Here is a 21,557-nt window from a genome sequence, read left to right on the forward strand (position 1 = left end):
GATACAGAAAAAGCCTCTGTTACAAAAGTAACAAAGGCTTTGATTTACGAAGAGACTGGTCACGTTAACGATCGTTCCCTTGGATATCTCCTTCGATTTGAGCGTTATAGTCTCGTACTTCATTCCAATATATGTCATCGGTGTAGACCTCGACCTTTTTATTCGGAACGATTTCGTTCACAATCCGGTAGACCTTTTGAGTTACAGCCAATGGATCATTATCATAATAAAGATTCAGCATAACAGCAACAATAACTCGATCTTTTCGAATATAGGATTGGGTAACATTAACCTCATCTAATTCGTTCACCGTTTTGTTAATTCGTGCGGTCATTTCATTGTACGCTTGTTGTTCGTAGTTTGTGTTCTCTTGACCACTTGGTAAACGATCCACGTAATCCTGCATTCTCGGTCGATCGCCATCGTCATTCTGATTGTTTTCGGGATTATTTTCAGCAGTTTCCGTCTCGTAGGAGATTGGTTGTTGGTTCAGGTGTAGCTCTTCTTCATCTGCTGAAGGCTGGTTAATTGCGGCACAACCAGTAACCGTTAAAAGGAACCCTAATAACGAAATAGAACACAATTTCTTCATGCCAATAACCTCCCTCGCTTCTAGGATTCGTAAGGGAGGAATATTTAAACCGTTAGTTGATGGATGGAATGGTAGTACATGTTTTAAAAGGTAAGAACTTGTTGCATGAATTGCTTTCGATAATCCCAATCCTTTTCTAATTGTGTTAAATAGGCGATGATTTCGTTACCATGTGGTTGTTTTTGCATGAAGTGTAACCATTCACGCATGATATCAATGGGAATACTTACCCCAATCAAAAAAGGAACAATATGTTCTCTTCTACACATATTATAAGAAAGCAAGCGATGAATATCGTGGTCAATATGATCCAAATACCGTTGGCCAAGTTGCATGAAATCATACAAAAATGGGGCTTTTCCTAATAAATCCAAATCAATGAGGCGAGTTCTCCCATCCTGTTCTTGAAGAAAATTGTGTCCAGCAAGGTCTCCATGAATCCATTGATCGGCATGATCGATAAGATGACTTACACGACTCCACCGACGAATCTGCACAGATGTAGCATGTACGATATCGTGAAAAAGCGCGGAATATCCATAAGCATCAAACGTATCCCTCGATGACCAAAACCTCCTAAGTCTCATCTGACACTTCTGTTCATAGGAAACCCTTTTAATGGGGTTTGTTATCTGAATGGCCTGAGCATGTTCATGAAAAATTTTCACCGTATCTACAGCATTTCGTCTATCCTGTTCATACTGAAATCGTAATTTATTCCCAGGTGAAAAAGATTGTAACGTCCAATACTTCCCTTTAAATTTCAGCATTTTTTCCCCATTTGGAAAAGAGCAGAAAGACTGAACGACTGGAGATTGGAACTGTTCAAAAAATCTCCATTGCTGGATAATAGGCTTACTGTCTACATAAGATTTTAAAATATACCCCTTTTTAGATGTATCCTCCACAAAAAATACATTCGGTTTCCATTCCTGAATTCTTTCAGCATAGAATTCCCCTTTGTTCTGTAAAAAGGAAGAGAGACAACTCCGTATGGAATTGTCCCTATTAGACCCATTATGATTAATCACTTTCTTCCTCATCGTCTTCTCTAAAATTCGGGAAAGTTGGATTGAATTCGTATGGTTCTGGATAAGGATAACCGACTCCATTCCATCCAGCTGGTGTCTCTGGTTGCCATGATGGATATCCTTGATAGCCACCGTAATTAGGATAAACAGGATCCCCACAGCATCCGGATTTAGGCGCAGGTGCACCATGAACCGGCGGATGAACGTAGCCTGCTGGTCCTTGTTGGCCAGGTAGATAATTTTGCCAATTTGCCGGCTGTGCCACGTGTGGCGGGTATCCTTCCTCTGCAGGATTTAGTCCTGGGTATCCTTTCGGGCTAGAAGATGATTCCGCCCAATCAAGATGTTGATGAGGTCCAGCCGGGTAACCATGGTGTGGGTTCGGATAACCTCCTACTCCTGGATTAGGCCCTAGTTGTTGTTGAACAGGATAAGGTACAGGGTTAGTTGGTGCGCAATAAGGTGCGGATGGATAAGCGTAGTATGGAATAACCGGTTGTTGCGGATATGTCGGATAAGGATTAACTGTCGCCGTATATCCCGGCATAGGCTCATTGTATTGTGGTACTTGCTGCATTGGTGCTGGTTCGTTGTATTGTGGGACTTGTGGCATAGGTGCTGGTGCTGTATATGCTGGCTCTTGCGTTTCTTCTATTTCTGGTACTGGTGCAGGTGCATGATATGCGGGCTTTTTAACAATTTTCTTTTGCTTGGCATCTAGGTTCCCTTTTTCATATTTCCCTTCATCCCAAAGCGGTTTTGCTTTATAATCAGAAACTTTGCCCCCTACTTTATCTACCTTTGCTGAGACTTCATCTTTACTCAAATCAGTGAATGGATGATGTGGTAATTTATTCAAAATTTCTTTTGGTTTTTTGACGTCATCTTCTTTCATGACAGGAAATGCAGGCTTAGAAGTATCTTTGTACGGGTTAACCGCTTCTTTTTTTAGTGGAGCTTTTTGAATGACTTTATCCGTAACAGTCTCCATCTTAACTGGTTGTGCTTGGGTAGGGATTTTAATTTTCATTCCTGGCATGAGGCTATCTGGGTCTGCAAGATGACTATTTACTTCCTTCAATTTTTCAAAATTGACATTATATTTTTGTGCGATTTTCCAAAGTGTTTCCCCTTCTCGAACAATGTGAATTTTCAATTCGTGAAACTCCCTTCTTGTTGGTCTATACATGATGATGCATGTCAGTCACATAACAATTCCATACCAACATATGCGAATGACCTAGAAAGGTTGAATGAAAACAGCAAATTTTCTAGGATTTATTCCTAGTTAAGTCAAGAAGACACTTTGCCCTTTATAAAAAAGCTATGTTAAATAAAATTGTGGATTTAACTAATAAATATAAGGGAACACTCTATATTATAAAGGGTTCCCTTATATTTTAAGTCCGATTTAAATGATTAGACCAATTTAATGTGAATGTTTTTGCTTTAAATTTTTATATAAGACGAATATGCTTTCTAAAGTGAATAATATACCTAATACTAGATAAAGTAATCCTCTTTCCATCTCACCCATACCTGATATATATGCTACAATCAATGTTATTCCCAAAAGCAGAATGATGGATTGGAAAACCACTTTAAATTTTCTATACCCTTCTTCAGATGTACTCAACGTCCATTTCCCCTCTCTACTTGTGTCTATATCTAAGTATTTTTCTATTCGTGTATTCTAACAATCTGATTTTATCATAGTGACAACTTGATATTATCTAGAAATGGAAACAACTCAGGATAATGGTCGAGGAATTTTGTAGCCAAGCCGTTAAAACGGTTTATTCAGCTCTATTTAAGATATGAAAAGGGAACAAACATATAAAGACAGATATTAAAAAACACCCTTTCCTACTTGAAAAGGATGTTCTCTAATTAAGAATTTGACGACGAAACTGATATACCATCTACTAAGAAATAGGGATAGCTCCCTAATAATTCAACGTTACAGCCTAGCGTTTCTATCTCGGCAATAGCCCCTGGAATCAGCACATCATCCAGTTTCTGTTGAATATCGATCAAGAAATAATAATTTCCAAGGCCCGTTTTCATCGGACGGGATTCAATCTTAGATAAATTTAATTTTCTCCAAGCAAAAGCAGAAAGAACTTGATGAAGTGTTCCCGCCTGATCAGTTGGCAATGTGATAATTAGGGAAGTTTTATGTCCATCAACCGCTAAATTTTCCCATTGTAATTCCTGACTATTCCGATGAAGCACGACAAAGCGTGTATGATTGTTCGTAAAGTCATGAATATCCTCACGAACGATCGATAGTCCATATTCCTTGGCCGCTAATTCGTTCCCAATTGCTCCAATATTTTCGTCTGGATACTGACTGACAAACTCCGCTCCAGCTCCAGTGGAAGTCGTATATTCAATCCGCACATCCTGTAGATCCTTTTGTAGGAAATGATGACATTGAGCAACCGCATGAGGATGAGAATGGATCGTTGTCAATTCACTCCATTTTGCCTCATTACTCGGATGCACCATCAAATGCTGCCGAATTGGTACAACGACCTCCCCGACAATTTTTAAAGAGTGATCCTGAATGAGGTAATCCACTGTCATATTGACAGATCCTTCAATCGCGTTCTCTAGTGGAACAACTCCAATGTCAATCTGACTGTTCACAATAGCATCCATGCACTCAGGTATCGTTTTAAAACTCTGTTTGTCTTCCCCGTTGAAAAGGGCATCGACAGCCATTTTCGTAAAGGTCCCCTTTGGCCCCAAGTAGCCGATTCTTCCTGTCATGTGTGTATCCCCCATTCTATGCACCTGAGCTTAAGATCTCTACTTTGTCGACAAAGTCTAAAGATTTAAGTTTTTGGATTAATTTTTCTATCTCTATATTCATTGCTACCGTATTCAAGGAAATGGTAACATTTGCTTTTCCGTGTAAAGGAATGGTCTGGTGAATCGTTAGGATGTTCCCACCAGCTTGTGCAACGGTCGCTAGTAATTGAGAGAGGGAACCCGCTTGGTCTTCTAGATGAAAAAACAAAGTAATCATTCGTTCCTTTACCATCGCTTGGAATGGAAAAACAGCATCTTTGTATTTATAAAAAGCACTGCGGGACAAGTCTACTCTTTTAACAGCTTCAAACACAGAATCCACTTTTCCTCTTTCAATCAGTTCTTTAGCTTCAATCGTTTTTTTCATGGATTCAGGAAGTATATCACTTCGGACTAAAAAATACTTTTCTTCTTTTTCCGTCATTCTCTATATTCCCCTTTTGGCTATGGCCTCTACTCCACAAATTCAAACTCATATTCCAATAATCGAACCGTATCGCCGTCTTGGGCTCCTTTTTCTCGGAGCGCTTCATCTACTCCCATTCCTCTTAGCTGTCTTGCAAATCGCCGTACCGACTCATCACGGTTAAAGTCCGTCATCTTAAATAATTTTTCAATACGTTCTCCTGTCAACACGAAGGAACCATCGGAATCTCTCGAAACACGGAAGGCTTCTGGTTCCTGTTCATGCCGGTAAACCACTCTTTCTTCCTGTTCTTCGATTGGTTTATTATCTTTTGGAATTGTATCGAGTATATCAGCTGCCGCAAACAATAGTTCACGGATACCTGCTCGTGTAATTGTTGAAATCGGGTAAACGGGAACGTCCACTTTCTCCGTAAAAGCTTTAAGATTATCCTCTGCCTCCGGTAGATCCATTTTATTCGCTGCCACGATTTGAGGTCTATCCGATAGAGATTCGTCGTATGCTTTCAACTCCTCATTAATCGTTAAATAGTCCTCATAAGGGTCACGCCCTTCGGTTCCCGCAATATCGATGACATGGACGATTACTCTTGTCCGCTCTACATGTCTTAAAAACTGATGACCTAACCCAATCCCTTCATGGGCTCCTTCAATCAATCCAGGAAGGTCTGCAAGCACGAAGCTTCGTTGATCCTCTGTTTCTACGACACCTAGATTAGGGGCTAACGTTGTAAAATGATAATCTGCAATTTTTGGCTTTGCTGCTGTTACGACAGACAACAGAGTGGATTTTCCTACACTCGGAAATCCGACTAGTCCAACATCTGCGAGAAGTTTTAATTCTATTTGTATATCTCGTTCTCTACCTGGTTCTCCATTTTCAGCCATATCTGGCGCTGGGTTTCTAGGCGTAGCAAAGCGAATGTTTCCTCTTCCACCACGACCACCTCGAGCGATGACCGCTTGTTGTCCATGATAGAGTAAATCCGCGATTATCTGTCCCGTTTCTTCATCCCGAACGGTAGTACCAGGTGGAACCATCAAAATAAGCGGTTCCGCATTTTTTCCATGCTGTCCCTTACTCATTCCGTTTTCGCCACGGTTTGCTTTAAAGTGCCGCTTGTAACGGAAATCCATAAGGGTATTAAGACCTTCATCTACTTGGAAGACAACGTCTCCACCATTTCCACCATCTCCACCAGCTGGTCCTCCTAATGGAACGTATTTTTCTCTTCGATATGCTACAAGGCCGTTTCCACCGTCACCGGCTTTCACATAGACCTTGACCTGATCAACAAACACAATCCTTCACCTCATTTAGAGTTACATATCCACGATATGCTACATGTCATGATTTCTTCCTCTTCTTGTTCTACTGTTACTTTCTCCAATTCTATTTCATCTAAAGCATTATATAAGGATTCTTCATTTGAAAACTTCCCATGGAAGGAGAGAACCACCTCTGTTTGGTCTTCATCAAGAGATTGAATCAAGAACGTGCCCTCGTACATTTCCATTGGATCGCTGTATTGTTCCAGTATGTCCACAAATTCAGTGGCTTGTTTATGTATAGATTCATCAAACTTCGATAAGTCTCCAAAGTCCTTATATACAGAGAAATTCAAACGAAAATTGGAATGATACCAATTAAAGCTTAGTACCCAAAGTGCTGTTTTAGACATTTTTAAATTGGATATTCTTCTTTCCATCTTTGCTGCTTCGATACATGCTTCTACTTTATCCTTTACTTTGTCCATTTTATCCATAGAAGCGTATCCCATGAGCAACTGTAGTTCATTTAGCCAGTCGTGTCGGTAAAAACTTAACAACTCGACCATTTTCTCATCCTCTCTCAATTTCACCGCTCCCTGTTTATTATCAAGATTATAGCAAAAATGATATAAATACTAAAACGTTCTAATTTCTAATGTTACCGTATTTTATTAGGAATACAAAGGATTACTTTATAAATAGTAAAAAAAGACTCTAACCGAAAGGCTAGAGTCTTATAATACTTAATTAAGCTTCTTGAGCTACAGGATATACACTAACTTTTTTGCGATCGCGTCCGTAACGTTCGAATTTTACGACTCCGTCCACTTTAGCGAAAAGTGTGTCATCTCCACCACGGCCTACGTTCTCACCTGGATAGATTTTAGTACCGCGTTGACGGTAAAGAATAGATCCACCAGTTACGAATTGACCATCCGCACGCTTGGCACCAAGACGTTTTGCTTCAGAGTCACGACCGTTTTTTGTACTACCTTGACCTTTCTTCTGAGAGAAGAACTGTAAATCTAGACGTAGCATGTGCTACACCTCCTTATTTATCAGAGATCATTATATACTGTCCATAGTCACGTACAATTGTTTCAAGCGAAACCATCATACCTTCTAAAAGGAACGCTGCTTTCTGATGAGTTTCCACATCTAAGTGATCGGGTAACTTCACCTTCAAATAGCCACCTTCTTTACCCGCTTGGGTAATCTCCGGCTCTATGGAGCAAAGTTTTATCACGGCATTGACCGCACCGAACGACACAGCAGATGCTCCAGCACATACCAAATCGTACCCTTCTGATACACTTTCGGCATGGCCACTCATCTCGAATGCATATAGGTTGCCTTTATTACGGTAAGCTGTAACTTGAATCATCGAATCAAACCCTTAAGCATTGATTTTTTCAATCGTTACTTTTGTGTAAGGCTGACGATGACCTTGCTTACGACGGTAGTTTTTCTTCGCTTTAAACTTGATAACTGTAACTTTTTTCGCACGACCTTGTTTTTCAACTTTAGCCGTTACAGAAGCACCTTCTACGTATGGAGCACCAACTTTAGCGTCGTCACCACCAACGAAAAGAACTTTATCAAACGTTACAGAGCTACCAGCTTCGCCGTCTAATTTTTCTACATAGATAGCTTGGCCTTCTTCTACTTTGACTTGCTTACCACCAGTTTCAATAATTGCGTACATTCCTATGCACCTCCTTAAGGACTCAGACTCGCCATACAGGTGCCAATAATTGGCTTTAAAGAACCTGTTCTGTGCGGTTGTAGCAAACGGGTGCTACGATGAATAACGTATTGATGTTACCATGAATTAAAAAACTTTGTCAATAGCATCGCTTGGAATCGCAGCTATATATTCGTTAATGGTTTCCTGTGAGCCACTTCTAATGATGTTAAAGCCGTTCACGTTCTCATTTTCCTTCATAAAAACCGCAATATGGACTTGCCCAACGCTATTAGGCATAATCTTTTCCTTAAAAAATTGCAACACCTGTGGATGAACATCCACAATCAATGCTTCTTCTTTCCGTTCCAAAAGCTCTCTTTCTAATAAAAATGCATATGTCTCGGATGAAAAGGTCTTAAAATCCCTGAATGTTCCACCTAAGATGGACGGGAGTGATTCCGCTTCTCGTTTCCTTGTCATTTCCAAGAGTCCGAGCTTCGTAAACCCATATACTTCGGTTCGAATCGCATCTTTTTTTAAAGCTGTTTGGAATATATGCAGAAGCTTTTGCTGATTGCTTGTACTTTTCATTTTAATAAAGTCAATCATAATAATACCTGAAATATTTCGCAGTCTGAGCTGTTTTGCGATTTCAATGGCAGCGACTTTATTCGTTAAAAAAACTGCATCTTCTTTTGTCCAGCCTTTTCTAAAGGTGGAGGAATTCACATCTACAACGGTCAGGGCTTCGGTTTGTTCTATCCAAAGTTCCACGCCTTCGGTAGTAGAAACTTTAGGGGATAAAATCGACTCCAATAAATGATCCAATGGAACCGATAAAGGAAGTTGCTTCTGCCAATGAATGAGTGCTTCATGGGAAGGTAACTCCTTTTTTAATTGATTGGCAGCCTGAACCTGATTCACAAAAATACTTTCTAACTCATTTGGTCGAAACTTCCGAATCCATTTTGAAAGGGGAAATTCCATAAAAAGAGAACTTGGCACTGGGCCATTCTGGGCGGTTTTCTCGATATTCTTCCACTGATGACGCAGCTGTTGCCATTCTGCTTGAAGGGAGGCTTTGTCTGCCGACTGACTGGACGTTCGAATAATAGCACCCTCACAATCCGTAACCCATCTATTCCCTTCTTTTTTCCACGCTTCCCTTTGTTCCTCAGATAGTTTTCGAGAAACGGCTACATAATTTCCAAAAGGTAAGTACACGACATGAATGCCAGGTACCGTAATGTTCGCTGTTAACTGAGCTCCTTTTTGCTGATAGGCATCTTTCACGACTTGGACGATGATTCTTTGCCCCTCTGTGAGTAATGACTCTAATGGTCGATCACCGTCTACACGTGCTTCAGGCACCTCCTTTTTAGGGAGAAAACCAAATTTTCCACCCCCGAAGTCTACAAATGCTGCTTGCAAACTTGTCTCTATGTTGACCACTTTTCCTAGATAGATATTCCCGACCCTAGATACAGCTTCAGGCCTTACAATCTGAACCTCTTGGACATCGCTCTTCTCCGCTAGAATACCAATTTGTTCTGTTCCTTGCATATATAAATAAATGGAAGCCATCTTTTGTCCTCATTCCTATTCCACAGATCAAACCAAATCCTTTGCCTTTGCCTGGTGTTGTTTAAAAGCGAAGTAAGCGTTCAGACAGGTGCTTTCATCTATCCAATTTCTTTCACGCCCGTCCTGCTTCACAAAAATATGATGATGACGGTTTCGTCTAAACTGCTTAAAAATTTCAAACAACGTTTCATTACCATGGACGAGTACCGGCGAGTTTTTTCTCAAGGTTGGTTTTTCACTATAGCGTTTCAATAAAAAACGAAATAATAGATAATTTCTTTGCTTCCATTCTAGACGATTTTCCCACAATATAAAAATGACAAGCATTGCCGTACTTAAAGGTAATGCATTAGAGCTCACAACGACTACTGTAAAGAGAAGACAAAAAAGAACGGAGCACACGATAGTTAAACTATGTGCTGCACGATATGGTTTTATCGTCGAGGATAAGAGTTGCAGAACCTTGCCACCGTCTAATGGCCAAATGGGCATTAAATTAAACAACAGGATTGTTGTATTATATTGCAAAGCCGTATCTGTAACAGATGGAGACCACCAGTTTAAATAAGCCATTAAACCAATAAAGCCATACATCCAAATATGCTGAATAGGACCGGCTAAGACGACCAATAGCTCCTCTTTGATCGATCTATTTCCGTGTTCTTCTGTCTCCATGACTCCACCAAAAACCCATAGGCTAATTTTCCGGATGCGCCAATGGAAGGACTTGGCTGCAAGATAGTGACCAAATTCATGCACGATCACGATCGTGAAAATTAGACATAATTCCATAAAAGTACCTGTGACCATTGCGGTGATCGCAAATAACCACAGGATAGGATGAATATGTATAGGTGGAAGAAAATGAAAGGCCTTAAGGACGCTCATCAACTTGCATCACCTTTACTGGGTCTACGAACTTATTTTCCTTTTCTACAGCAAAGTACACTTCTTTCGCTTCCGAAGAGGCTGGATTGAACTTTCCAATCTCTTGTTTGCCTTGGACGGATTGATATTGATGAACATCAATCGATGTTAAGTTCCCGTAAATACTGTTACTTCCGTCTGCGTGCTGTAAGATAACTGTTTTGTTCGTTTGGCGATCGTTCCCAGCAAAAATTACCGTTCCTGCTTTCATTGCTAACACTTTGGATTCCTCATCCGTCGTTATTAAGATGCCTTGTCCCGTTGTTTGAAAGGACTGGCTGACGGTTCCGTTTACAGGTAAGGCTAGTTGATCGGAAGCCTGTCCACTTGTCGTTTGCGATCCGCTGATGGCTAACGGAGTACCAAACCGTTCTTGGTACCACTGATTCACTCTGGCGAAAGGAAACTCTTCCGTCAAGGCATTACTCGCCCATTGCTTCGGCTGGTCACTCCACTGTAAATCGACTCGATATAAAATCGCAATTCCGAAAAATAGTACAGCCGCTAGAATAGTTTTAATCATAAAAGAGGCAACAAATTTATCATTTAATCCTTTAGCTGAGGCTGAATCATCCCCAAAAGGTAAATACCCATGTTTTTCTTCTTCCTGAGGAACAGAAGGGATAAAGGCTTTGGCGGATGAATAAGTAGTAGTAGATAGTGTTCTTTCTCTTTTTCTTTTGGCAATATCTTTGCGGATTTCACTAATATCTCTTCTCATTGACTTCACGATCCTTCATGTTTGGGATTTGTACAAGTCTATGAATCAAGAGGACTAGTTATGCAAGGTAAGGAAGAAAAATAGGAATAAAAAACGGGGCTGTGACAAAGCAAAGACTCCCCCCCTCTATAGACGAACGATTACAGGATAAGAAGCTAAGAATGTAAATTTTCAATGGTTGGATCTTCATTCATAGATGATAGAAACTGCGACGTAACTTTAATTAAAAATTTATTGAGAAAATAAAATAATAAAGTGAAACTTAATGCCGCGCTTCGGCAGAATACTCCGCTTTCCGCGGGCACGGTCTCAGCCTCCTCGCTCGCACAGTTCGCTCACTGTGGGGTCTTCACCTCGTGCTTTCCCGTAGGACAAGGAAGACTTCGGCAGCAATACATCGCACGAAGAAAATGGATTTTTATTTTCGAGGAGTCTCCGTATTCTGCCTACGCTCTAGTAAATCTTTCTGATTTTTTAGTTAGACCGTTGCTAGAAAAAAACAAATTCTTTGAGTACATATTTATTGCGATTAAGCGTAATGTAGAGCTCTATGGGGAAGGACATATGTGTACTTGGCTATAAAAGTTTTAGAGTTGCTATGCTATATATTGCCCGAAAGGAGATCAACATCGTATCCATAATCGAGCAGTTATTCAAACCGATGGTTTTTTTGTAACTTTTCTTACGTCGCAATTTATATAAAATTTACAATAGCAGCGTAAAAAAAATCCGAACCGATTCGAAATCTAATTTAGAATTTCGAACCATAGTTCGGATTATATTATGATGAAAAACTTTGTCTCAGCCACTTCCATAGTTTAGGAGCGCATACCTAAGAATTTTTTCATTTTATAAAACATTCCTTTTTCATCTTCTAAAGATAAAAGAGGAACCGATTCTCCTAAAATACGACGTGCAATATTTCGGTAAGCAATAGATGCCTTTGTGTTTGGTCTAAATGCGACTGGTTCGCCGTGATTAGAGGCTTTAATAACTTCGTCGTCATCCGCTACAATTCCAATTAAATCAATAGAAAGCACTTGAACAATTTCATCCACATCAATCATATCCCCGCTTTTTACCATGTGGTTTCGAATTCGGTTTACGATTAAGTGTGGTGGTTCAATATCTTCTTTTTCTAACAACCCTATAACTCTATCAGCATCACGAACACTAGATTTCTCCGGGGTTGTTACAACAATCGCTTTATCCGCTCCTGCCACGGCATTTTTATAGCCTTGTTCAATTCCAGCAGGGCAATCAATTAAGATATAATCGTAATCTTGTTTTAGCTCCTGGACGATTTGTTCCATGCCTTCCGGAGTAACCTCTGATTTGTCACTCGTTTGCGCGGCAGGAAGCAAGTGTAAGCAATCAAAGCGTTTATCCTTGATTAAGGCTTGCTTTAGTTTACATCTACCTTGGATGATATCGACTATATCATAAATAATTCGGTTTTCTAGACCCATCACGACGTCTAAATTACGCAGACCAATATCTGTGTCAATTAAACATACCTTTTTATCTAACAGTGCTAAAGCTGTTCCTAAATTAGCTGTCGTCGTCGTCTTTCCGACTCCACCTTTACCTGAGGTAATTACAATTGCATCACCCATTTAACATTCTCCTCTCAAAACCACTTAAATTAGGTCGTTTTTGTGAAAGAACTTGTAAACGATCAATGACGATTTTAGATTTTTCGATATCTATTAGAGCGCATTCCATATAGACACCTTCCGCTTCATAATCAGGTGAGCGGCTGATGTAATCGGCAATACGGAGTTGACTTGGCATCATGTAGGAAGCTACGATAACCGCTTCCTGATTCCCATACGCTCCGGCGTGTGCCACACCTCGAAGGCTACCCATTACAAAGATGTTTCCACTTGCTACAATCTTTGCTCCAGGGTTTACATCCCCGACCAACAACAAGTCCCCTTTTACTTCGACAACTTGTCCAGATCGGATAATTCTATTTATAATTTTTATTTCACTATCTTCTTTCCATTCTAACGCTTTTTCCTTCAAAATGACATTCGATTCAATAGACTGGACGACAAGTCGATTTTTCTCACGAATAAGAGCTCGAAGCTTCTCTTCTTGTTCTTTATGTAAGTAACGGTTTCCTAATTGAATCGTTACTGTGATCATAGGCTCTTCATCATCAACGTGATTAGACGAAAGAACCTGCTCTAGTTCTTCCATCATCTCATCAAAAGAGCACGAATCATCTATATAAAGTGTCAGACCATCTCGAGTTCCTTTTATTGTTACAATTTGCTTGTTGACTATCACGTTGGGTTCACCTCAATATTAGTTTGCCTCTTGTTACCTTAAAAATCAAAGACTTGAATTCTCAAAACGATCGTCTGACCATTTTACTAGTTTATTTTTCATTATAGGGTATAACAGGAATAAAAATAAAAGGTTAGCTACTAGCGTCGGTAATAATCTAATCATAAAGTACTCTCTCCACAGAAGACTACTTTCCCCAACAAATGAATAGATAATGTAAAAAGCGACATCACTTACACCAACACCTAGTAAAGTCAAAAGAACCGCTACGAAAAAATTCGTGTGTAATAATTTTTTTAATCCGTGTATGGCATAGGCAATTAGCGCATAAACAAACATGTGGACACCTAAAACGCTTGTGTAAACGATATCGGTAATTAATCCAAAAGGCGCTGCCAAATACACCGAATAATACGTATCCTCTCGATCATAGAATATGGCCACAAGGATTAGAAAGGTGAGTTGCCAATGCGGAATGATAAACCAGTCTTTTTCGACAAAGTAGTTCGGTAAAAAATCGGTGGCAACCCCTTCAATGACTAATAAAAAGAGTGTCGTGATTGAGAGATAGAATAGTTTCATTACTCCTCCCCTTCCACCGCTTCATCCGTATCCGTTTCTTCCATTAATCGGTCTACGACGATGACATGATCCAAATCCTTCAAGTCGGCTGCAGGTGTTACATAAGCAATCTGGGTCAAGCCATACTTATCTGGTGCAACTTCTTCAATTGTACCAATCGGCAATCCTTTTGGGAACATTCCCCCTAGCCCAGAAGAAAGTACGGCATCCCCTTTCTTCAGGTCGGAGTTATACTCTATTTCTTTTAAAAGCAAGGCGTTTTTTTCCTTGTTAAATCCTTCAATTAAGCCGGGTACCCCATTTTTTTGTCCTTCTCTTTTTACCGTGACAGAAATTCGGTTAGATAAATCAAACCCACTTAACAACTGAACGGTTGATGTAAATTCGGACGAAGTTTGAATCTTTCCGACCATTCCTTCTCCTGTAATAACAGCCATATTTGCTTTTACTCCATCTTGCTTCCCTTTATTGATTGTAACCTGTTCAAACCATTTTTCAGGACTTCTGGCAAGAACAGAAGCTTGTATAGCTGCAAAGTCTCTTAATGAGTTCGTTTTATCCAATGTGCTTAGAAGTTCTTCATTTTCTTGTTTGAGCTCTTGATTCTCGTGTATTAAATTTTTATATTGAGCTAAGCGTTCTTTCAACAGCTGGTTTTCTTTATAGGCCGTTTTAATCTCATCAATATTTTCAAACAATCCTGTGGTGAACTCTACCGGTCTATGAACAATTCCTTGAAGCCAACCGACAGAATCGTGTAAAAACTCTTCGACTGTCGACACTTTATCTCGGTCTCGAAAGGAAAATCCAATTAACCCAACGAGGATAATAAAACCAATTAGGATGATGAAAAGTCGCTTCCTCCTAAAAAACAACATCTATAAACACCTACTTATTTAATCCAAACTAGAACGTGATGAAACATTTGGTTGTGATCTAAAATGGTGGATATATTCTAAAGATTTTCCAGTTCCAATAGCAACACTATCCAGTGGTTCCTCTGCAACAAATACAGGCATTTTTGTTTCATCGCTAAGCACCTGATCTAGATTACGAAGCAAAGCTCCTCCACCTGATAAAACAATACCACGATCCATAATATCTGCAGCTAATTCTGGCGGTGTTTTTTCTAAGGTGTTTTTGACTGCATCCACGATAGCAGTTACCGTATCTTGTAACGACTTGGCGATTTCTTCAGCTGTAATCGTAATCGTTTTTGGTAAGCCAGTAATGAGATCTCGACCTCTAATATCCATTTCTTCATTTTCAAGAGGTTTTCCTGCAGATCCAATATCCATTTTAATGGATTCTGCAGTACGCTCACCAATCATGAGGTTATAGTTTTTACGGATATATTGGGTAATCGATTCGTCCATATCATCTCCGGCTACCCGAATGGATTGGCTTGTTACGATACCACCTAGAGAGATAATCGCTACTTCTGTCGTTCCCCCCCCAATATCAACAATCATACTACCAGTTGGTTCCCACACTGGCAATCCTGCACCAATTGCTGCCGCAAAAGGTTCTGCGATAGGAAACGCTTCTTTTGCTCCGGCTTGTTTGGTCGCATCAATAACGGCTCTTTCTTCTACCATTGTTATGCCTGACGGCACACACACCATTACGTTTGGTTTTTTGGCAAAAGAAGAACGATTACGCTGTGCTTTTTTAATGTAATACTTCATCATGGCTGCCGTTGTATCGTAGTCGGCAATAACTCCATCCTTCATCGGTCTGATTACCGAGATATTACCGGGGGTTCTTCCAATCATATTACGTGCTGAACTACCCACGGCTTCAATATCTCCAGTTGCCGTGTTTCTTGCTACAACAGAAGGCTCTCGAACAACGATTCCTTTTCCTTTAACAAAAACTAGGGTGTTAGCTGTCCCTAAATCTATTCCTAAGTCTTGTGATAAACTAAAAAATCCCAATCTGATCTCCCTTTCTTGTCAGTAAACTCTAGTCGAATTGATACACTCTGATATGGGAATATAGCACTTTTTCCATCTACCTTAATTATATGTACGTTTCACTATAAAGAATCGGTTCATTACATGCAATATATCCCATTCGTAGTTATGTGCTTGACCTTCTTATCAAAAGAATGGAACGAATGAGAATAAGCGCCAATTTCAACGAAAAACTTGAAATATGGCGCTAGTCCGGTTCGTTTGTCTATATAATTATACGAGATATTGTTTAAAATAGATAGTACTTATAAGTATCCTTTTTCTTTTAAAGAAACAAATTTTCGATCACCAATAACTAAATGGTCCAATAATTCAATACCAATCATTTTTCCACATTCAACAAGACGTTTGGTTACATGGATATCTTCTTGGGAAGGAGAGGGGTCACCAGAGGGATGATTATGTGCACAAATGATAGAGGCCGCGGAGCGTTTAACGGCTTCTCGAAATACTTCACGGGGATGTACGATGCTAGCATTGAGGCTCCCGATAAAAATCGTTTGTCGGTGAAGGACTTGATTCTTCGTGTTTAAAAAAATACAAACGAAATGTTCTTGATTTAAGTTACGCATTTCTTCCATTATAAAATCCGCTCCATCTTCTGGGCTTCGAATGACATAACGATCTTCAACCTTAAACTGATGCATTCTTTTCCCGAGCTCGATGGCCGATAGGATGAGTACTCCTTTTGCTGTACCAATTCCTTTAATAGCGGTTAATTCTTCAATCGTACAGTCCTTTAAAAGAGATAACCCTTCAAAATGCATAAGAATACGTTGAGCGAGTGCTACCACCGATTCTTCCTTGCTTCCTGTACCAAGCAATATCGCTAATAGCTCTTGGTTGGATAACGTTTTTGGACCTAATTCTAACAGACGCTCCCGTGGTCGATCCTGCTTGGGAACATCTTTTAAAGTTATGTTTAAGTTGGACAACCTATCTTCCAGCTCCTTTGCTACTTAAGTTTAACAGTATGAGAATGACGAGGATAAACATCAAATGATTTCAGTTTTCGAACAAGAGAGGATATTGGGAGCCCTACAACATTATAATAATCCCCAACAATTTCTTTAACTAAGAATGCCCCAATGCCCTGGATCCCATATCCTCCTGCTTTGTCCAACGGTTCCCCTGTTTCTACGTAACCAACAAGATCTTCTTTCGAGTGATCCCAAAACATAACACTTGTTGAAACACTGAATACCGTTCTAACATTAGCGGAACGGATCATAATTCCGGTATAGACGTCGTGTTTACGCCCATTTAAGGAGGCAAGCATTTGTAACGCATGCTGATCATTTTTTGGTTTCGTCAGTATGCGATTGCCCATACTAACTACGGTATCCGCACTAACGATTACTTCGTTATCTTGAATGGGAACTGCTTCGCCCTTCCATACTGCCAAAGCTTCTACCAATTTTCGCGGGTTAGGTTGTTGTATAGCAGATTCATCTACGTTAGACGTACGAATTTGGAAATCAAAACCCGCTTGTTCTAACAGTTCTTTTCTTCTTGGAGAGGATGATGCTAGGATTAATGGATTCAAGATGGTACCTCCGTTCTTTAATCTTTGTCCTAGTATAAAATGAATGGAAGCAAGAAGCAAAAGGGAAAAACAATGAAATAAGGAAGGATGGACGGGAAAAGATTAAATTTCTGTTGATCTCTTTTGATAATTACCCTAGTTACATATACAAAAAGAGACAAACCATTGAAGTTTGCCTCCCTCTATTATTTGCTTAATTGTTGATATTGATATAATGCCTTTAGCATGTCGATTTGGATTTGATTGCTCCTATTTTGTTCTCCACCTTCTGCAACGCCTTGTGCAGCAGTAAATAATGCTTTTGCTTTTTCCCCCGCACCTTCTGGAAAAGCGCCAATCCATTCCTTCCAACTATTTTGTATTTTACTCTCTTCACCGCTTCCTACCAAAGCCAAAGAGTCTTTCCATAGTTGTGGGAATTGTTGGACCCATTCCGTTCCTTTTTCAGAGAGACTAGCGGTTGCAGATGTCGTTTCCCATGGTTTAACAATCGACTCCACACCGTTTGACGTCAAGGACTGTGATAGAGTATTTGCAGCTGTTTCTGAACTGGCTAACCCTGTTAACACATAGAATTGCTCGCCTTGCTGCCAAACCATAGCCGCATATCCAGATGATTCAATCTTCGAAGTTCGTTTGGAGGCATTGTCGTTACTGGAAAACACGCCTGCCTGTACAACCGTTGCAGCTAGCGGATCTGTCGTGTATTCACCTGTTGCAGAAGAGCCCTCACCTGAAGACACCCCTTGGTCAGAAGTATCGCTTGTTGTTTGCGTCGTTGTAGTCGTAGCTTTTTCTTGCGTCCCTTCTTCAATACCAGCAAACATTTTTAGCATAATAAACCCTAGGGTAACTCCCACCAAAACAGCAGCACCCGCTGCAAGAGCAAATATTTTAAAAACAGGAGGAATGCCTGGCTTTTTCTTGGACTTGTGTGGCGGTCTCCATTCCTCGGATTCCAAATCATAGGTTTTTTCGAATTCCATTAAATCATCTGGATCAAAGCTGCTTGCCATCGTTGCTGCTTGCTCCTTAAAGCCACTTTTCCATTCTTTCTGTTCCAAATCTTCCTTCTTATCCCGAGAGGAAGAGAATGTTTTCTTTCCGTTCATTCGAATCGAAATTGATTTATCTTTACTCACACTATTCCCTCACTTCGATAGATTTGTTGTTCACTCTATCATAAGAGAGATAAAATGTAAGACGACTTTTGTCAAACAACCAACAAAGCTTTTCAACAAAGTGTGCCCTCATTTTACAAAAGCCTTCAACGAATATCATGTTAGTCTATCTCGTTTAACGTATTATATCCTTCCGCCGAGTATGCCGTAACGATCAATGTAGCGGATGCAAATCCTATATCGCCTTGTCTAGAATAGTCCATTTGATCAACTTGCATGATTCGATTCATGTTTTCTATTGCCTGCCAGAATTCATTCAGATTAGCATAGCTATTAGCAGATATAGTGAGTAAATAAGAGATGGATCTCGTATTTGCTGGTAACGTAGAAGCCGTTGTTTCTAGTTCTGAATCGTCATTGATTGTCGTCGACTCTATATTTTCTATATTTACCTTCGTTTGTTTTGAAATGGCATTCCATTCGTCTATTAATTGATCAACCTGGTCGTCTAAAGGAAGCTTCTCAGTTAGAGTTTCCCAATTATTAGAAGAATGCTGCTCTTCTTTGTCGGGGTTTGTCTTACTTTCTTTTTCTGTTATACCAGCTTCTATCGTGGTGATTTCTTGCTTCAAAGGGGTTACTAACCACTGATGGCCAAGCCAGTAGAACCCAATACCGATAAGCAATATAAAAGCTGACAGAAGGATTATCTTGTTATTCCGTTTCATCTTGATTACCCCTTACCTGAAAGTCCACTTGGTAAACCGCATGGTAGATGGATCCATCCTGAGTAATGCTTAAAAGACGGATATCGCTGAAACTTTCCTCTTCTTCAACGTTTCTTAAATAATCTGCTGCAGAAGAGAGACTATTCACATCCACATTCATTTCAATAGTTTGGGAGATGAGTTGAAAAGAAGTCATTTCCCCCTCGTTAGGAAGCAATGAAACTAATATTTGAACGATAGGCGTAACATCATAGGAAGTTTCTTCGATCTGCTCTATTTGTTGTTCGAGCTGACTTATCTCTTCCTTCATTTCTTCGTTTTCTTTCATCTCTGATTCCGAGTTAAGTTGCTCTCTCTCCGTTTCCAGTTGCTCTAATTCTCTTTCTAATGTTGCAGTTTGCCACCAAAGAACAGCACAAATCAGAAGTAGAAAAGTAACCAAGCAACTTGTCACTACTAGTAAGGGACTTCTTCTTCTTTTTTGATAGGCTTGAAGTAAATTAATCTCAATCATGACTTTTTCCCTTTCTAGTTAAGCTTTTGTCATTAGACCTAACACATCGCTAAAATGTTGTTTAACTGGCTGAAGATCCGCTTCAAATGTATCTACTGGTATGGAGAATTGGGCTTGCAGACGCTCTTTAATCTGTGTTACATTTTGGTCTTCTGCGATCAATAAAATACGAGAAATTTGTTGCGAACCTTCTTTGATAGAAAACTGATAAAAGTCCATAAATCTTTCTATTGCTAACAATGTGTCTGAAGATATTCCGTCCGATTGATCATCTGTATGTTTGATAGAACGAATAAAAGCAGGAATCCCTCCGTAAAAAGCTGCCAATACAATGGAGCCGAAGCCCCATTGAATCGTCAACAGACTTTCCTCACGTTTATGCTTATCTAAATGGGCGAACAAACGATACAAGGAAAAGGCGGTAACATCTGCCACCTTCGGCTTCAAGTTAGCTTGTTCAAACACTTCCTTGTACGGATGGATGATACTGTTTGGATAAGCTACTAGCAATACCCTTCGCTTTCCGTCTACTTCCTCTAAGGGTGCATAATCAAAAATTGGATCTGTAAAAGGAAAAGGATGATTATCCTTCCATTCAAGCTCTACATACCCACGAATTTCATGTCGCTCTAACTCAAGTGGAACGAGAATCTCACGAAAAGTAATAAAGGAGTCAGGAATACAAAAATAAAGCGTGCGATTTGTCCACTTTTCTCGCTTTACAAGACTTTTCACAATGTCTAACAATGCCTTTGGATCCTCTATTTTTCCATCTACAATAACACCTTCTGGCAACGGCTCTTCCCCCAAATGAGTCGTTGCATTGGAAGAATAACCTTGTCCAATTGCGTATCGCAATACGTGATCTTTAATGGCTAGATTTACTCGTTTCTTTTTCCACATGTTATCAACCTCATCCTATATGTACATACCAGTACCAAATGTCATTTCCAAAAAAGTAACTAATTAATGCTCCAACCGCAATAAATGGTCCAAATGGTACCGGTTCCTTCCGATGGATCAAACGAAACAAAAGGAGCAGTCCACTTACAATAGCTCCAATTATTGTAGAAAAGAAGAATGCGATACAGATATTTTTTAGGCCAAGTACAAATCCGAGTACTCCAAATAACTTCATATCTCCCGCCCCCATCCCACCTTTGCTAACGAGAATTACGATTGCAATTATAACAAATCCCGCGCTAGCTCCGAGTATCTTTGATAACCAAGGTGTGTCCGGTTGCCACATCGAATAAACCAAAAACAGTGGCAGAAAAAAGATTAAGATTCGATTGGGGATCAACATGTACTTCAAATCAGAAACGATAATAATGGTTATTAGAGACACAAGAAGTAACCCTTCTAATAAAGTAGGCTGAAAGCCAAAGTGAAGATAGGTAAATAAAAATAAAAAGCCAGTAGAAATTTCTATGAGAGGATATAGTTTTGAAATGGGGGTAGCACAATGGCGACATTTCCCTGATTGAATAACGAAAGAAAGGATGGGTATTAACTCAAACCAGCGCAAAGGATTAGAGCAGGACGGGCATTGAGAACGTTGGGATTGAAAAAAGGTTTTAGTTGGAACTCTTAAGCCGACTACGTTAAAAAAAGAGCCAAATAGTGTGCCTAATAGAAAATAGTAAATTGCTATAATGGTTTGCATGTTGGCATGTCTCCTATATATATTTGAAACGGGTCCCTAATAGGAACCCATTTCAGGATTATTCGTCAACCG

26 protein-coding genes and 1 other annotated feature are annotated in these 21,557 nt (G+C 39.8%); all 26 genes read right to left on the minus strand.

Going from position 1 to position 21,557, the window contains the following annotated elements; genetic code table 11:
• Nucleotides 1-64: 64 nt before the first annotated feature.
• Nucleotides 65-592: a YhcN/YlaJ family sporulation lipoprotein gene (locus tag KO561_RS11860; protein ID WP_231093465.1), complete on the minus strand. Its 528-nt coding sequence runs from the start codon at nucleotides 590-592 to the stop codon at nucleotides 65-67.
• Nucleotides 593-675: 83 nt separating this feature from the next.
• Nucleotides 676-1,623 (minus strand): phosphotransferase, encoded by a 948-nt coding sequence (locus KO561_RS11865; protein WP_231093466.1) that lies wholly within the window; start codon nucleotides 1,621-1,623, stop codon nucleotides 676-678.
• Nucleotides 1,616-2,779 carry a LysM peptidoglycan-binding domain-containing protein gene (locus KO561_RS11870; RefSeq protein ID WP_231093467.1) on the minus strand — a complete coding sequence of 388 codons (1,164 nt, stop codon included), beginning with the start codon at nucleotides 2,777-2,779 and terminating at the stop codon, nucleotides 1,616-1,618. Before KO561_RS11870 ends, KO561_RS11865 begins: the two co-directional genes overlap by 8 nt.
• A gap of 273 nt (nucleotides 2,780-3,052) precedes the next feature.
• Nucleotides 3,053-3,259 (minus strand): hypothetical protein, encoded by a 207-nt coding sequence (locus tag KO561_RS11875; protein ID WP_231093468.1) that lies wholly within the window; start codon nucleotides 3,257-3,259, stop codon nucleotides 3,053-3,055.
• A 254-nt stretch (nucleotides 3,260-3,513) separates the two neighbouring features.
• The gene (gene pheA, locus KO561_RS11880) at nucleotides 3,514-4,398 is read right to left on the minus strand and encodes a prephenate dehydratase (RefSeq protein ID WP_231093469.1); all 885 of its coding nucleotides are present in this window, start codon (nucleotides 4,396-4,398) and stop codon (nucleotides 3,514-3,516) included.
• Nucleotides 4,399-4,414: 16 nt separating this feature from the next.
• Entirely contained in the window at nucleotides 4,415-4,864 is a 450-nt protein-coding gene (locus KO561_RS11885; RefSeq protein ID WP_231093470.1) for an ACT domain-containing protein, read from the minus strand.
• Between the two features lie 29 nt (nucleotides 4,865-4,893).
• Nucleotides 4,894-6,168, minus strand: a complete 1,275-nt coding sequence (gene obgE, locus KO561_RS11890) for a GTPase ObgE (protein ID WP_231093471.1) — start codon at nucleotides 6,166-6,168, stop codon at nucleotides 4,894-4,896.
• 11 nt (nucleotides 6,169-6,179) lie between these two features.
• Nucleotides 6,180-6,704 (minus strand): Spo0B domain-containing protein, encoded by a 525-nt coding sequence (locus KO561_RS11895; RefSeq protein WP_231093472.1) that lies wholly within the window; start codon nucleotides 6,702-6,704, stop codon nucleotides 6,180-6,182.
• 181 nt (nucleotides 6,705-6,885) lie between these two features.
• Complete coding sequence (gene rpmA / locus KO561_RS11900) at nucleotides 6,886-7,176, minus strand: 50S ribosomal protein L27 (protein ID WP_143894578.1); 291 nt, start codon at nucleotides 7,174-7,176, stop codon at nucleotides 6,886-6,888.
• A gap of 13 nt (nucleotides 7,177-7,189) precedes the next feature.
• Nucleotides 7,190-7,522, minus strand: coding sequence for a ribosomal-processing cysteine protease Prp (locus tag KO561_RS11905; RefSeq protein ID WP_231093473.1), 333 nt, complete (start codon nucleotides 7,520-7,522; stop codon nucleotides 7,190-7,192).
• Between the two features lie 12 nt (nucleotides 7,523-7,534).
• Entirely contained in the window at nucleotides 7,535-7,843 is a 309-nt protein-coding gene (gene rplU, locus KO561_RS11910; protein ID WP_231093474.1) for a 50S ribosomal protein L21, read from the minus strand.
• A 14-nt stretch (nucleotides 7,844-7,857) separates the two neighbouring features.
• Nucleotides 7,858-7,932: a sequence feature (ribosomal protein L21 leader region), on the minus strand.
• 37 nt (nucleotides 7,933-7,969) lie between these two features.
• Nucleotides 7,970-9,409, minus strand: a complete 1,440-nt coding sequence (locus KO561_RS11915; protein WP_231093475.1) for a ribonuclease E/G — start codon at nucleotides 9,407-9,409, stop codon at nucleotides 7,970-7,972.
• A 27-nt stretch (nucleotides 9,410-9,436) separates the two neighbouring features.
• The gene (locus KO561_RS11920) at nucleotides 9,437-10,297 is read right to left on the minus strand and encodes a M50 family metallopeptidase (RefSeq protein ID WP_231093476.1); all 861 of its coding nucleotides are present in this window, start codon (nucleotides 10,295-10,297) and stop codon (nucleotides 9,437-9,439) included.
• Nucleotides 10,284-11,057 (minus strand): M23 family metallopeptidase, encoded by a 774-nt coding sequence (locus tag KO561_RS11925; protein WP_231093477.1) that lies wholly within the window; start codon nucleotides 11,055-11,057, stop codon nucleotides 10,284-10,286. The genes KO561_RS11920 and KO561_RS11925 overlap by 14 nt, the downstream gene beginning before the upstream one ends.
• A gap of 818 nt (nucleotides 11,058-11,875) precedes the next feature.
• A complete protein-coding gene (gene minD, locus KO561_RS11930) occupies nucleotides 11,876-12,673 on the minus strand; it encodes a septum site-determining protein MinD (protein ID WP_231093478.1) in 798 nt (265 codons plus the stop codon).
• Nucleotides 12,666-13,352, minus strand: coding sequence for a septum site-determining protein MinC (gene minC, locus KO561_RS11935; RefSeq protein WP_231093479.1), 687 nt, complete (start codon nucleotides 13,350-13,352; stop codon nucleotides 12,666-12,668). Before minC ends, minD begins: the two co-directional genes overlap by 8 nt.
• Before the next feature lie 45 nt (nucleotides 13,353-13,397).
• On the minus strand, nucleotides 13,398-13,934 hold the full coding sequence (mreD, locus tag KO561_RS11940) for a rod shape-determining protein MreD (RefSeq protein WP_231093480.1): 537 nt from the start codon (nucleotides 13,932-13,934) through the stop codon (nucleotides 13,398-13,400).
• A complete protein-coding gene (gene mreC / locus KO561_RS11945; protein WP_231093481.1) occupies nucleotides 13,934-14,812 on the minus strand; it encodes a rod shape-determining protein MreC in 879 nt (292 codons plus the stop codon). Before mreC ends, mreD begins: the two co-directional genes overlap by 1 nt.
• 18 nt (nucleotides 14,813-14,830) lie before the next feature.
• Nucleotides 14,831-15,871, minus strand: a complete 1,041-nt coding sequence (locus KO561_RS11950; RefSeq protein WP_231093482.1) for a rod shape-determining protein — start codon at nucleotides 15,869-15,871, stop codon at nucleotides 14,831-14,833.
• Nucleotides 15,872-16,155: 284 nt separating this feature from the next.
• Nucleotides 16,156-16,845, minus strand: a complete 690-nt coding sequence (radC, locus tag KO561_RS11955; RefSeq protein ID WP_231093483.1) for a RadC family protein — start codon at nucleotides 16,843-16,845, stop codon at nucleotides 16,156-16,158.
• Between the two features lie 20 nt (nucleotides 16,846-16,865).
• A complete protein-coding gene (locus KO561_RS11960) occupies nucleotides 16,866-17,456 on the minus strand; it encodes a Maf family protein (protein WP_331000786.1) in 591 nt (196 codons plus the stop codon).
• 185 nt (nucleotides 17,457-17,641) lie between these two features.
• Nucleotides 17,642-18,598 carry an SPOR domain-containing protein gene (locus tag KO561_RS11965; protein ID WP_231093484.1) on the minus strand — a complete coding sequence of 319 codons (957 nt, stop codon included), beginning with the start codon at nucleotides 18,596-18,598 and terminating at the stop codon, nucleotides 17,642-17,644.
• 140 nt (nucleotides 18,599-18,738) lie between these two features.
• Nucleotides 18,739-19,305: a type 4a pilus biogenesis protein PilO gene (gene pilO, locus KO561_RS11970; RefSeq protein ID WP_231093485.1), complete on the minus strand. Its 567-nt coding sequence runs from the start codon at nucleotides 19,303-19,305 to the stop codon at nucleotides 18,739-18,741.
• Entirely contained in the window at nucleotides 19,292-19,819 is a 528-nt protein-coding gene (locus KO561_RS11975; protein ID WP_231093486.1) for a PilN domain-containing protein, read from the minus strand. The genes pilO and KO561_RS11975 overlap by 14 nt, the downstream gene beginning before the upstream one ends.
• An 18-nt stretch (nucleotides 19,820-19,837) precedes the next feature.
• Nucleotides 19,838-20,722 (minus strand): type IV pilus biogenesis protein PilM, encoded by an 885-nt coding sequence (gene pilM / locus KO561_RS11980; protein WP_231093487.1) that lies wholly within the window; start codon nucleotides 20,720-20,722, stop codon nucleotides 19,838-19,840.
• A gap of 10 nt (nucleotides 20,723-20,732) precedes the next feature.
• Nucleotides 20,733-21,485 (minus strand): prepilin peptidase, encoded by a 753-nt coding sequence (locus KO561_RS11985; protein WP_231093488.1) that lies wholly within the window; start codon nucleotides 21,483-21,485, stop codon nucleotides 20,733-20,735.
• Between the last annotated feature and the right edge of the window lie 72 nt (nucleotides 21,486-21,557).

This window comes from Radiobacillus kanasensis, from assembly GCF_021049245.1.
Lineage (GTDB): Bacteria > Bacillota > Bacilli > Bacillales > Amphibacillaceae > Radiobacillus > Radiobacillus kanasensis.